Annotated in this window: 10 protein-coding genes, 2 rRNA genes and 1 other annotated feature (1 of these 13 cut by a window edge); all 12 genes read left to right on the forward strand. The window is 41.0% G+C overall.

Features of this window, described 5'->3' with window-relative positions; all coding sequences use genetic code 11:
* Positions 1 to 1,731 (forward strand): 23S ribosomal RNA (locus tag ACLHDF_RS30890); the annotation flags it as partial.
* A gap of 62 nt (positions 1,732 to 1,793) precedes the next feature.
* Positions 1,794 to 1,909 (forward strand): 5S ribosomal RNA (gene rrf / locus ACLHDF_RS30895).
* A gap of 235 nt (positions 1,910 to 2,144) precedes the next feature.
* Entirely contained in the window at positions 2,145 to 2,606 is a 462-nt protein-coding gene (locus tag ACLHDF_RS30900) for a CtsR family transcriptional regulator (protein WP_413922194.1), read from the forward strand.
* 41 nt (positions 2,607 to 2,647) lie between these two features.
* Positions 2,648 to 3,190 carry a UvrB/UvrC motif-containing protein gene (locus tag ACLHDF_RS30905; protein WP_413922195.1) on the forward strand — a complete coding sequence of 181 codons (543 nt, stop codon included), beginning with the start codon at positions 2,648 to 2,650 and terminating at the stop codon, positions 3,188 to 3,190.
* Positions 3,191 to 3,193: 3 nt separating this feature from the next.
* Positions 3,194 to 4,267, forward strand: a complete 1,074-nt coding sequence (locus ACLHDF_RS30910) for a protein arginine kinase (RefSeq protein WP_413922196.1) — start codon at positions 3,194 to 3,196, stop codon at positions 4,265 to 4,267.
* A gap of 20 nt (positions 4,268 to 4,287) precedes the next feature.
* On the forward strand, positions 4,288 to 6,729 hold the full coding sequence (gene clpC, locus ACLHDF_RS30915) for an ATP-dependent protease ATP-binding subunit ClpC (protein ID WP_413922197.1): 2,442 nt from the start codon (positions 4,288 to 4,290) through the stop codon (positions 6,727 to 6,729).
* 123 nt (positions 6,730 to 6,852) lie between these two features.
* Positions 6,853 to 8,229 (forward strand): DNA repair protein RadA, encoded by a 1,377-nt coding sequence (gene radA, locus ACLHDF_RS30920; protein ID WP_413922198.1) that lies wholly within the window; start codon positions 6,853 to 6,855, stop codon positions 8,227 to 8,229.
* Between the two features lie 3 nt (positions 8,230 to 8,232).
* Positions 8,233 to 9,312, forward strand: a complete 1,080-nt coding sequence (disA, locus tag ACLHDF_RS30925; protein WP_413922199.1) for a DNA integrity scanning diadenylate cyclase DisA — start codon at positions 8,233 to 8,235, stop codon at positions 9,310 to 9,312.
* Between the two features lie 147 nt (positions 9,313 to 9,459).
* On the forward strand, positions 9,460 to 10,557 hold the full coding sequence (locus ACLHDF_RS30930; RefSeq protein ID WP_413922200.1) for a PIN/TRAM domain-containing protein: 1,098 nt from the start codon (positions 9,460 to 9,462) through the stop codon (positions 10,555 to 10,557).
* A gap of 25 nt (positions 10,558 to 10,582) precedes the next feature.
* Entirely contained in the window at positions 10,583 to 11,284 is a 702-nt protein-coding gene (gene ispD / locus ACLHDF_RS30935) for a 2-C-methyl-D-erythritol 4-phosphate cytidylyltransferase (RefSeq protein WP_413922201.1), read from the forward strand.
* Complete coding sequence (ispF, locus tag ACLHDF_RS30940) at positions 11,281 to 11,760, forward strand: 2-C-methyl-D-erythritol 2,4-cyclodiphosphate synthase (RefSeq protein WP_251399839.1); 480 nt, start codon at positions 11,281 to 11,283, stop codon at positions 11,758 to 11,760. The genes ispD and ispF overlap by 4 nt, the downstream gene beginning before the upstream one ends.
* Before the next feature lie 105 nt (positions 11,761 to 11,865).
* Positions 11,866 to 13,323, forward strand: a complete 1,458-nt coding sequence (gltX, locus tag ACLHDF_RS30945) for a glutamate--tRNA ligase (protein WP_413922202.1) — start codon at positions 11,866 to 11,868, stop codon at positions 13,321 to 13,323.
* 39 nt (positions 13,324 to 13,362) lie between these two features.
* Positions 13,363 to 13,519: a binding site (T-box leader), on the forward strand; it runs 67 nt beyond the window's last position.

The raw sequence follows: 13,519 nt of genomic DNA on the forward strand, positions 1-13,519 counted from the left end.
GTGGATTGACATCTTAGATGTCAGTGGTAGGAGAGCGTTCTAAGTGCAGCGAAGTCAGACCGTAAGGACTGGTGGAGCGCTTAGAAGTGAGAATGCCGGTATGAGTAGCGAAAGACAAGTGAGAATCTTGTCCACCGAATGCCTAAGGTTTCCTGAGGAAGGCTCGTCCGCTCAGGGTTAGTCGGGACCTAAGCCGAGGCTGAAAAGCGTAGGCGATGGACAACAGGTTGATATTCCTGTACCACCTCCCCGCCGTTTGAGTAATGGGGGGACGCAGTAGGATAGGGTAAGCGCGCTGCTGGATATGCGCGTTCAAGCAGTTAGGCTGATGAGTAGGCAAATCCGCTCATCATTAAGGCTGAGCTGTGATGACGAGGGAACTATAGTACCGAAGTTCCTGATTCCACACTGCCAAGAAAAGCCTCTAGCGAGGCGGGAGGTGCCCGTACCGCAAACCGACACAGGTAGGCGAGGAGAGAATCCTAAGGTGATCGAGAGAACTCTCGTTAAGGAACTCGGCAAAATGACCCCGTAACTTCGGGAGAAGGGGTGCTCTGGTAGGGTGTATAGCCCGAGAGAGCCGCAGTGAATAGGCCCAGGCGACTGTTTAGCAAAAACACAGGTCTCTGCGAAGCCGCAAGGCGAAGTATAGGGGCTGACGCCTGCCCGGTGCTGGAAGGTTAAGAGGAGGGGTTATCCTTTGGGAGAAGCTCTGAATCGAAGCCCCAGTAAACGGCGGCCGTAACTATAACGGTCCTAAGGTAGCGAAATTCCTTGTCGGGTAAGTTCCGACCCGCACGAAAGGCGTAACGATCTGGGCACTGTCTCAACGAGAGACTCGGTGAAATTATAGTACCTGTGAAGATGCAGGTTACCCGCGACAGGACGGAAAGACCCCGTGGAGCTTTACTGTAGCCTGATATTGAATTTTGGTACAGCTTGTACAGGATAGGTAGGAGCCTGAGAAGCCGGAGCGCTAGCTTCGGTGGAGGCGTCGGTGGGATACTACCCTGGCTGTATTGAAATTCTAACCCGCGGCCCTAATCGGGCCGGGAGACAGTGTCAGGTGGGCAGTTTGACTGGGGCGGTCGCCTCCTAAAATGTAACGGAGGCGCCCAAAGGTTCCCTCAGAATGGTTGGAAATCATTCGTAGAGTGTAAAGGCACAAGGGAGCTTGACTGCGAGACCTACAAGTCGAGCAGGGACGAAAGTCGGGCTTAGTGATCCGGTGGTTCCGCATGGAAGGGCCATCGCTCAACGGATAAAAGCTACCCCGGGGATAACAGGCTTATCTCCCCCAAGAGTCCACATCGACGGGGAGGTTTGGCACCTCGATGTCGGCTCATCGCATCCTGGGGCTGTAGTCGGTCCCAAGGGTTGGGCTGTTCGCCCATTAAAGCGGTACGCGAGCTGGGTTCAGAACGTCGTGAGACAGTTCGGTCCCTATCCGTCGTGGGCGTAGGAAATTTGAGAGGAGCTGTCCTTAGTACGAGAGGACCGGGATGGACACACCGCTGGTGTACCAGTTGTCTTGCCAAAGGCATCGCTGGGTAGCTATGTGTGGACGGGATAAGTGCTGAAAGCATCTAAGCATGAAGCCCCCCTCAAGATGAGATTTCCCATAGCGCAAGCTAGTAAGATCCCTGAAAGATGATCAGGTTGATAGGTCAGAGGTGGAAGCGTGGCGACACGTGTAGCTGACTGATACTAATCGATCGAGGACTTAACCAAACTTTAAAAGCGTAAGCTTTACTCAGCGAACTGTTACCTAGTTTTGAGAGAACAATCTCATGTCTGGTGGTGATAGCGAAGAGGTCACACCCGTTCCCATACCGAACACGGAAGTTAAGCTCTTTAGCGCCAATGGTAGTTGGGACTTTGTCCCTGTGAGAGTAGGACGTTGCCAGGCACCTGAAAAAGGACTAGCTATTTTAGCTAGTCCTTTTTTGTTTACAATTTATTTATTTTATGAAAAAGTATAATAAGAACAATAAAATTCACTATTTGCAGGTTTTGAAATAAAATTTAGTGGCAACGATAAAAGTAAAGAATAAACTTTAATAGTACATAGTTGAAAATTTTTTCGTTTCCTTTTATATTTAAATTAAGGTCAAATATAGTCAAAGTCAGAAGGAGGGGGCAACGTGCCAAATATCTCTGACATTATCGAACAGTATTTAAAACAAGTACTTGAATTAAGTGAAAGAGAAATTGTTGAAATAAGACGCAGTGAGATTGCTGATAAGTTTCAATGCGTTCCGTCGCAAATTAATTACGTTATCAATACCCGTTTTACAGTTGAGAGAGGTTATCTTGTAGAAAGTAAGCGAGGCGGCGGCGGTTTTATTCGTATTGCAAAGGTAAAAATGCATGATGCAGCGGATCTGTTTCAGCAAGTAATTGACATGATTCAAAATGAAATTTCACAAGTAAGTGCTGAAAACGTCATTATTAGATTGGTTGAAGAAAAAGTCATCACAGAACGAGAAGCAAAAATCATGTTGAGTGTTATCAATCGTTCAGTTATTAATATTGAACTTCCTTATCGTGATGAACTTAGAGCTAATCTTCTAAAAGCAATGCTTAATTCATTACGCTATCGATAAACTCATGATCTATTTTATTTAGAACAGGGAGTGATGACAGGATGATTTGTCAGCAATGTGAAATGAGACCTGCAACTCTTCACTTCACAAAAATTATTAATGGTGAAAAGACGGAGATGCATGTATGTGAACAGTGTGCTTCAGAAAATGGAGATACATTTTCCTTTTCAAATCAGCAAGGTTTTTCAATCAATAATTTACTAGCTGGCCTGCTTAACTTAGACCCAGCAGTGACAGAAAGCTATAAACAACAAAATCACGAGGTTCTTTCTTGTCCCACTTGTGGCATGACATATCAAAGGTTTGCTAAAATCGGCAGGTTTGGATGTGCAGACTGCTACAAAACATTTGAGCGACCTCTTGTTCCTTTCCTAAAGAGGCTGCATGGGGGTAATTATCTACATCACGGAAAAATACCTGCACGAATTGCAAGTAATCTTCATTTAAAAAAGGAATTACAGGCATTGAGATTGAACTTAAAAGAGTATATCGAAAAAGAAGAGTTTGAGAAAGCAGCCGAACTCCGAGATCATATTCGATTACTAGAAAAGAAGATGAACGAATCGAGAGAGGAGGAAGCGTAATTCATGTCCCAGGATTTGTTCTTTTCCCAGCCTGTTAGCTCTTGGATGCGTCAAGAAGCTTCAAATTCAGATATTGTTCTAAGCAGTCGAATCAGGCTGGCTCGAAATTTAACTCATTATCTTTTTCCAACTCTCTTTTCTAAAGAACAAGCGGTTGAAGTGGTTCGAGTATTCGAGCAAGTTTTTCAAAAAAGTGAAAACACCAATCAATGGAATTTGCATTTACTAAAGATGAACGAATTACAGCCTCTTCAAAAGCAAGTGTTAGTTGAAAAGCACCTTATCAGTCCTAACTTGGCTGAAGGAGATAACAATGGAGCTTGTTTTTTATCAGGAAAAGAAGATTTGAGTATTATGGTTAATGAAGAAGATCATTTACGCATACAATGTTTATTTCCGGGCCTCCAATTATCTGAAGCTTTAAGTACAGCAAATAAAGTAGATAATTGGATTGAGAAATACGTAGATTATGCGTTTGATGAAAATAGAGGGTACTTAACCAGCTGTCCCACAAATGTGGGTACTGGGCTACGTGCATCTGTGATGATGCACCTGCCGGCTTTAGTGATGACCCGTCAAATTCATCGTATTATTCCTGCTATTAACCAGCTTGGCTTAGTGGTGAGAGGAATTTATGGAGAAGGTAGCGAAGCTTTAGGGAATATCTTTCAAATTTCTAATCAGATAACCTTAGGGAAATCTGAAGAAGATATTGTGGCAGATTTAAATAGTGTCGTACAGCAGTTGATTACACAAGAGCATTCTGCAAGAGACGCGCTGTTTAAAACATCTCATTTAGAGTTGGAAGATCGAGTGTATCGTTCATATGGAGTATTGGCCAATAGCCGTATTATTGAGTCAAAAGAAGCTTCACAATGTTTATCAGATGTTCGATTAGGAATCGATTTAGGGTATATAAAAGGACTGAGTCAAAATATATTGAATGAACTTATCATTATGACGCAGCCAGGCTTTTTGCAAAAGTATTCGGGAGGTCCCTTAAAGCCTCAAGAACGAGATATTAAAAGAGCCACCTTAATTCGAGAACGTCTCACTATAAATAAAAACATAAATTAAACGTGGAGGGTGACGATTATATGATGTTTGGTAGATTTACAGAGCGCGCACAAAAAGTATTAGCTTTAGCACAGGAAGAAGCACTACGCCTAGGTCACAACAACATTGGAACGGAACATATTTTATTAGGTATCGTTCGTGAAGGTGAAGGAATTGCAGCAAAAGCTCTTTCTGCTCTAGGCCTAAGCACTGAAAAAATTCAAAAAGAAGTGGAAGCATTAATTGGCAGAGGCCAAGAATTAACGCAGACCATTCATTATACACCTCGAGCGAAAAAAGTCATTGAACTTTCAATGGACGAAGCGCGAAAGCTTGGTCACTCTTATGTAGGAACAGAACATATCTTACTAGGCTTAATTCGTGAAGGTGAAGGCGTTGCAGCACGCGTTTTAAATAATCTAGGCGTCAGCCTAAATAAAGCTCGTCAGCAAGTGCTTCATTTGTTAGGTAGCAATGAAGCTGCTTCAAGCCATCAAGGCGGAGGCTCTTCAAATGCCAATACGCCTACACTAGACAGCTTAGCACGCGATTTAACAGTTGTAGCGCGCGAAGGAAGCTTAGACCCTGTTATCGGACGTGGAAAAGAAATTCAGCGTGTTATTGAAGTGTTAAGCCGACGTACAAAAAACAATCCTGTATTAATTGGGGAGCCAGGTGTCGGTAAAACGGCAATCGCTGAAGGTCTGGCTCAGCAAATCGTTAACAATGAAGTTCCAGAAATTTTACGGGACAAACGCGTTATGACTTTGGATATGGGAACAGTCGTTGCGGGTACAAAATACCGCGGAGAATTTGAAGATCGCTTGAAGAAAGTAATGGATGAAATTCGTCAAGCAGGTAACATCATTCTCTTTATTGATGAGTTACACACATTAATTGGCGCTGGTGGTGCAGAAGGTGCTATCGATGCCTCTAATATTTTAAAACCGTCTCTTGCTCGTGGAGAACTTCAGTGTATCGGTGCTACGACACTGGATGAATACAGAAAATACATTGAAAAAGATGCAGCCTTAGAACGTCGCTTCCAGCCAATTCAAGTGGATGAACCAACGTTGGAAGAGTCTATTCAAATCTTAAAAGGGCTTCGTGACCGTTATGAAGCGCATCACCGAGTATCTATTTCTGATGAGGCAATTGAACAAGCGGTGAAACTATCAGATCGCTACATTTCAGATCGTTTCTTACCGGATAAAGCAATCGATTTAATTGATGAAGCTGGTTCAAAAGTGCGTTTACGTTCATTTACAACGCCCCCAAATTTAAAGGAATTAGAGCAAAAATTAGAATCAGTACGCAATGAAAAAGATGCGTCTGTTCAAAGCCAAGAATTTGAAAAAGCAGCATCTTTACGCGACACAGAACAACGCCTACGCGAAGAATTAGAAGACACAAAGAAAGTTTGGAAAGAGCAGCAAGGTAAAGAAAACTCAGCTGTAACCGTAGAAGATATTGCGATGGTGGTATCGAGCTGGACGGGTGTACCAGTTTCTAAACTTGCACAGGAAGAGACAGAAAGACTGCTGAACATGGAAGAGATTCTTCACTCTCGTGTAATTGGGCAAGAAGAAGCGGTAAAAGCAGTTGCAAAAGCTGTGCGCCGTGCTAGAGCAGGCTTAAAAGATCCAAAGCGTCCAATTGGTTCATTCATTTTCTTAGGGCCAACAGGGGTTGGTAAAACAGAGCTTGCACGCGCATTAGCGGAATCAATCTTTGGCGATGAAGATGCAATGATTCGTATCGATATGTCTGAGTACATGGAGAAACATTCTACTTCACGCTTAGTAGGTTCACCACCAGGATATGTTGGATATGAGGAAGGCGGCCAGTTAACTGAAAAAGTAAGAAGAAAACCTTACTCAGTTGTTCTTTTAGACGAAATTGAAAAAGCACATCCAGATGTATTTAATATTTTATTACAAGTATTAGAAGATGGACGCTTAACAGATTCAAAAGGCCGTACAGTTGATTTCCGTAATACGATTTTAATTATGACATCAAACGTGGGTGCTGATACATTAAAACGAAGCAAGCACTTAGGATTCACAGTAGAAGCAGAAGGGCAAGACTACAAAGATATGAAAGGAAAAGTAATGGCGGAAATGAAGCGCGCATTCCGTCCAGAGTTCCTAAACCGTATCGATGAAATTATCGTCTTCCATTCATTAGAGAAATCTCACTTAGCTGAAATCGTTAAATTAATGGCGGATCAGTTAACAAAACGCTTAAAAGAGCAAGACATTGATCTTGAGCTAACAAAAGAAGCAATTGATAAGATTGCAGAGGAAGGTTTTGATCCAGAATACGGTGCTCGTCCACTTCGTAGAGCAATTCAAAAACATATTGAAGACCGTTTATCTGAAGAGCTGCTAAAAGGAGTTGTTCAAAAAGGTCAGAAAGTGACGCTAGATGTAGACAAAGGAGAATTTGTCGTCAAATCCTCCGCTCCAAGCAGCATCAGCTAAATTTACTCAAACCAAGACGAGGCATACGAAAAAACACGTATGCCTCCCTTTTTATTTTAGCGTACAAAATAGTGTACAATAGAGATAGAAATCGATTGAATGAACGGAGAGATTGATAACATAATGGCAAAACGAAAAACAAAATTTGCATGTCAGCATTGCGGATATGAATCAGCAAAATGGATGGGAAAATGTCCTGGATGCGGAAGCTGGAACTCCATGGTAGAAGAAATGGAAGAAACGAAATCATCACGCCGAGGAGCTTTTTCTGGAGCTACCGCTTCTAAAATTCAAAAGCCCCAGTCAATTACAGCGATTGAATCTACAACAGAACCACGAATTTTCACGCCTTCTGCAGAGTTAAATCGTGTATTAGGAGGAGGTATTGTCAGAGGGTCACTCGTTTTAATAGGGGGAGATCCGGGTATCGGAAAGTCTACTTTACTTTTGCAAACCTCCGCGCAGTTAGCGATGAAACAAAATAAAGTACTATATATTTCAGGAGAGGAATCAACCAAACAAACTAAGTTAAGAGCAGACAGGCTAGGTGTAAAAGCTGAAGAGCTTTATGTTCACTCAGAAACAAACTTAGAATTAATACTAGAGGCCATTTCAAGCATGCAGCCTGATTTTGTGGTAATTGATTCAATTCAAACCATTTACCATGCCGATGTAACATCAGCGCCAGGAAGTGTCTCACAGGTGCGAGAGTGTACAGCTGAACTCATGCGCGTTGCTAAAACGAATGGAATTGCCATTTTTATTGTGGGTCATGTAACGAAAGAAGGGGCCATTGCAGGTCCGAGACTTCTTGAACATATGGTAGATACAGTTCTTTATTTTGAAGGCGAGCGTCATCATACGTATCGTATATTAAGAGCGGTTAAGAACCGATTCGGATCTACAAATGAAATGGGCATTTTTGAAATGAAAGAAAGTGGACTAGAAGAAGTATTGAATCCATCTGAAATCTTTCTAGAAGAGCGGTCTCAGGGAGCAGCAGGTTCGGTTGTTGTTGCTTCAATGGAGGGGACAAGACCCGTATTAGTAGAGTTACAGGCGCTAATCAGTCCAACAAGCTTTGGAAACCCTAGAAGAATGGCTACGGGAGTAGATCATAACCGTGTTTCGCTTATCATGGCTGTCTTAGAGAAGCGTGTAGGAATGCTGCTGCAAAATCAAGATGCTTATTTAAAAGTAGCGGGTGGAGTGAAATTAGATGAACCAGCAATCGATTTAGCTGTAGCCGTTAGTATTGCTTCAAGCTTCAGAGATGCTCCTTCTAGCGCTACAGATGTCATCGTAGGAGAAGTAGGGTTAACAGGTGAAGTACGCCGAGTATCTAGAATTGAACAGCGTGTTCAAGAAGCGGTAAAGTTAGGGTTCAAACGAATTATTATCCCGGAGAAAAATTTAGGTGGATGGAAAGTCCCAGATGGTATTGATGTGATTGGGGTATCAACAGTAGCGGAGGCTCTGCAATATACATTAGGAGGATAAGCAGTGGAAGGAGAAAAAACAACAGTTAGTCAAAAACAAATATCAGAAATTCTGCAGTTTGTAGCACCAGGAACCCCTATTCGGGATGGTATCGATAACGTATTGCGGGCAAAGACGGGCGGCTTAATTGTTATGGGCTACAATGAACAAGTTAAAAAGATGGTAGATGGAGGATTTTCGATTAATTGTGCATTTACACCTGCGCATTTATACGAATTAGCCAAAATGGACGGAGCGCTTATTTTAAACGATAGCGGAAGCAAGATATTATTTGCTAATGCTCAGCTCATGCCAGACCCCTCTACTCCTTCTTCACAGACAGGAATGCGTCACCGTACAGCAGAGCGAGTAGCTAAGCAGTCAGGTGTATTGGTGATAGCCATTTCACAAAGACGAAATGTGATTACGCTTTACAAAGGATCTCTGCAGTATGTATTGAAGGACATTAGTGTCATTTTAGCAAAAGCGAATCAAGCGCTTGGAACCCTTGAAAAGTATAAGGCAGTATTAGACGAATCGATTACAAGTCTCAGTGCATTAGAGTTTGAAGAGCAAGTAACTCATACAGATGTGCTGCAGTCGCTTCATCGTACAGAAATGGTTCTGCGTATTAAAAATGAGATTTTGAGCTATATTAGCGAGTTAGGAACAGAAGGAAGGCTAATTCGTCTTCAAATGAATGAACTACTTTCTCACTTAGAGGAAGAAGCAACCTTATTAATTAAAGATTATATGTATGACCTCAGCTTGGATCCTTACCGAGTAATCGAGCGCATGCAGCAGCCGTCAAATAATGTTCTTCTCGATGACCAAACGCTCCTTCGCTTAATGGGATATCCCATGTATACAAGCTTTGAAGACAGCGTTATTCCTAGAGGGTATCGAATGCTTCATAAAATTCCAAGGCTTCCATCTATTATTATTGAGAATCTCATTGATGAATTAGGAGATTTAAAAACAATAGCAGATGCCTCAGTAGAAGAGTTGGATGAGGTAGAAGGTATCGGTGAAATTCGAGCGCGGAAAATAAGAGAAGGCCTAAAAAGACTAAAAGAGCAGCATCTCACAAACCATCAGCTATAGGATATTAATTGACATTAAATGTTTGATTCATTAAGATATTGTGAAAATACAAAAAAAGTGACAGTTTGTTTACAAATTCTGCTTTTTGGTTAAATAACAGGTTTCAATCATTGTAAACTGTTTATAATGATAAAGGGAGGTGAAGGCGTGTTAAAACGTTTTGTACAGTTATTTTTTATTATTACAGGTGGTACATTGGGCGTCTTTTTTATACCTGAACTTATTCAATTATTAAATCTACAAGATGTAGCATTTTTAGAAAAACCTTACGTCGATGCAATACTGGGAGCTATTTTGTTTTTCCTTGTCACGTTTTGGATTGTTGATTATATAGTTGAATTAATTCGTCGAGTGGAAGAGGCGTTGCTGAAGGCGCCTGTAACGGATGTGCTTTTTGGTAGCTTAGGATTGATTTTAGGGCTTATTGTAGCCTACTTGGTCGGAGCATTTTTAGGCAGAATTCAACTTCAAGTAGTAAGTACAATTTTACCAATCTTTCTAAGTATTCTCTTAGGATACTTAGGGTTTCAAGTCGGCTTTAAAAAGCGTGATGAGCTTGTAAATGTGTTTTCCATGCCAGCTCGAATTGGGAAGAAAAAAGGACAAGAAGAAGATTCAGATAACGAAGAATCATTAAAGTCTCTTAAAATTTTAGATACAAGCGTTATTATTGACGGCCGTATCGCAGATATTTGTCAAACAGGATTTTTAGACGGAACAATTGTTATTCCGCGCTTTGTACTTGAAGAACTTCAGCATATTGCTGACTCATCGGATGTGTTAAAACGAAACAGAGGTAGACGAGGTCTAGATATTCTAAACCGTATTCAAAAAGACCTGGCAATGAAGGTAGAGATTTATGAAGGCGATTTCGAAGACATTCAAGAAGTGGACAGTAAGCTGGTTAAATTGGCAAAACTGACTTCTGGGTTGGTCGTTACAAACGATTTTAATTTAAATAAAGTATGCGAACTTCAAAATGTGGGTGTCTTGAATATCAATGACTTAGCAAATGCGGTCAAGCCAATTGTACTTCCGGGAGAAGAAATGAACGTATTGGTTATAAAAGACGGTAAAGAGCACAATCAAGGCATTGCCTATCTTGATGATGGCACAATGATTGTGGTAGAAGAAGGAAGAAATTACATTGGAAAGCAAATTGATGTACTGGTGACGAGTGTACTTCAAACCTCAGCAGGCCGTATGATTTTTGCGAAACCAAAGTTATTAGAAAAAGCACTGTGATGTAACAGGTAAAGGGAGTATACCTATGAAGTATGAAATTATCGTTTTAGCTGCAGGGCAGGGGAAGCGAATGAAAGCGGGGCGGAACAAACAGTTTTTAACCATTCAAAACGTTCCGCTTATCATTCATACGCTGCAAAAGTTCGAACAAGATCCTTGGTGCAGTGGGATTGTATTAGTTGTAAACGAAAAAGAAGTAGAGATGTTTAAAGAGTTATTAACCAAATATCCAATCCAAAAGGTTCAATCATTGACAGTTGGAGGCGATGAACGTCAACATAGCGTTTATAACGGCCTTAAGAGTTTAAAGCAGGCTCAGATGGTGTTAATTCATGATGGTGCCCGTCCATTTGTGCAACAAAACACAATCCATGAGTTAGTAGAAAAAGCTGCTAGTGATAAGGCTGCTGTGCTAGCTGTTCCAGTAAAAGACACCATTAAGCGTGTGGAACGGGGTACTGTCATTGAAACAGTTGAGCGCTCTAGCTTGTGGGCTATCCAAACGCCGCAGGCTTTTCTTTTTGATGTAGTAATGGACGCGCACGAAAAAGCAAAAGCAAATGAATACTTAGGTACAGATGATGCAAGCTTAGTAGAAAAAGCGGGGCAAAAAGTATCGATTGTAGAAGGAAATTACGATAATATAAAACTAACAACACCAGAAGACTTGTTATATGCGGAAGCTATATTAACAAAGTTAAACAGGGCTGAAGGAGTGGGAAAATGAACATTCGAGTAGGACAAGGTTTCGACGTACATGAATTTGCAGAAGGAAGACCTTTAATCATCGGAGGTTTAGAAATTCCGTATGAAAAAGGATTATTAGGCCATTCAGATGCAGATGTGCTGTTGCATACAATTGCAGATGCATTATTAGGAGCAGCCGCTAAAGGAGATATCGGAAAGCACTTTCCAGATACAGACCCTGAATTTAAAGATGCTGATTCAGCAAAGCTTCTTCAACACGTATGGAAACTGCTAAAAGATGAAGGCTATGAATTAAGCAATGTAGATTGCACCATTATCGCGCAAAAGCCTAAAATGGCTCCTTACATTGAACCAATGAGAGAGCGTATTGCACAACTGTTAGAAACAAGCATTTCTCAAATTAATGTCAAGGCAACAACAACAGAAAAGTTAGGCTTTACAGGACGCGAAGAAGGAATTGCCGCTCAAGCAGCCGTTTTAGTTTATCAAAAATAAGAACAGTTGACTTTGACAGATACCTATTTGGTGATAAAATTAGAACATGTCTAAAATATATAAATACATACTATAAGTAATATTAAATTGGAGGTCATCTTAGTTATGTCAAGCGAAGTAAGAGTTCGTTATGCCCCGAGTCCAACTGGACATCTTCATATAGGGAATGCAAGAACAGCACTATTTAATTATTTATTTGCACGAAATCAAAACGGTAAATTTATTATCCGTATTGAAGATACAGACCAAAAGCGTAATATTGAAGGCGGAGAAGAAAGTCAGCTGCGCTATTTAAAATGGTTAGGTATTGAATGGGATGAGAGTATCGATGTAGGCGGTGAATACGGTCCTTACCGTCAGTCTGAACGTACGGAAATCTATCAGAAGTATACGGAAGAACTTCTTGAAAAAGGATTAGCTTATCACTGTTACTGTACTTCAGAAGAGCTTGAAAAAGAGCGTGAAGAACAGCAAGCGAACAGCCAAATGCCGCGCTATTCAGGTAAGTGCCGTAACTTAACAGCTGAACAGCGTGCTGAACTAGAAGCAGAAGGTCGTGAGCCAAGCGTTCGTTTCCGTGTTCCTAGTAACACAGAAATTAAGTGGAACGATATTGTAAAAGATGAAGTATCATTTGAGTCTGAAGGCATTGGTGATTTCGTTATTGTGAAAAAAGACGGTACGCCAACATATAACTACGCTGTAGCAATTGATGATCATCTAATGGAGATGACGCATGTTCTTCGCGGAGACGACCATATTTCTAATACACCGAAGCAAATCCTTGTTTATGAAGCTTTAGGCTGGACGCCTCCTGTATTTGGTCATATGACATTAATTGTAAATGAAAATCGTCGCAAGCTAAGTAAGCGTGACGAGTCAATCATTCAGTTTATCGAGCAATATAAAGAATTAGGCTACTTGCCAGAAGCACTGTTTAATTTTATTACAATGCTTGGCTGGTCACCTGTAGGAGAAGAAGAAATCTTCTCGAAAGAACAGTTCATTGAAATCTTTGATCCAGCTCGTTTATCAAAATCTCCAGCGCTATTTGATACAAGCAAATTACGTTGGATGAACAACCAATACATGAAACAGTTGGATTTAGACGAAGTAGTAGCTTTATCAGTTCCTCACTTAGTGAAAGCTGGAAAAGTTGAAGAAACGCGCGATGCAGAAACAGAACAATGGGTACGTGACTTAGTTGCTCTATATCAAGAACAAATGAGCTTTGGCGCTGAGATTGTTGAACTTACTGAAATGTTCTTTAAGAAAGACATTGATTACAGTGAAGAAGCAAAAGCAGTGCTTGCTGAAGAGCAAGTACCCGAAGTGTTAAAAGCATTTGGTGAAGAGATTTCTTCTTTAGAAGAATTCAGCGCTGATGAGATTAAGGCAGCAACAAAAGCTGTACAAAAAGCAACAGGTCAAAAAGGTAAAAAACTATTCATGCCAATTCGTGTAGCAACAACAGGTGAAACACATGGTCCTGAACTTCCAAAAGCTATTTCTCTTTTAGGAAAAGAAACAGTTTTAGCTCGTTTAGAAAGCATTTATAGTTAACAAATTTCTATTTTGCCCATATGATAAAATAATCAAATATGGATATCGTTGAGAAGGAAGAGTAGGCAAGTTCATTGCATATCAGAGAGGGTTATCACCGGCTGAAAGTAACCTATGACAAAACTTGTTGAAGTGCGCCTTTGAGTCTTTTGTTGAATGCTAATAAGTAAGTAGGCAAAAGCGGGTACTTTCACGT

Source organism: Priestia megaterium (assembly GCF_046599315.1).
Taxonomy (GTDB): Bacteria; Bacillota; Bacilli; order Bacillales; family Bacillaceae_H; genus Priestia; species Priestia megaterium_F.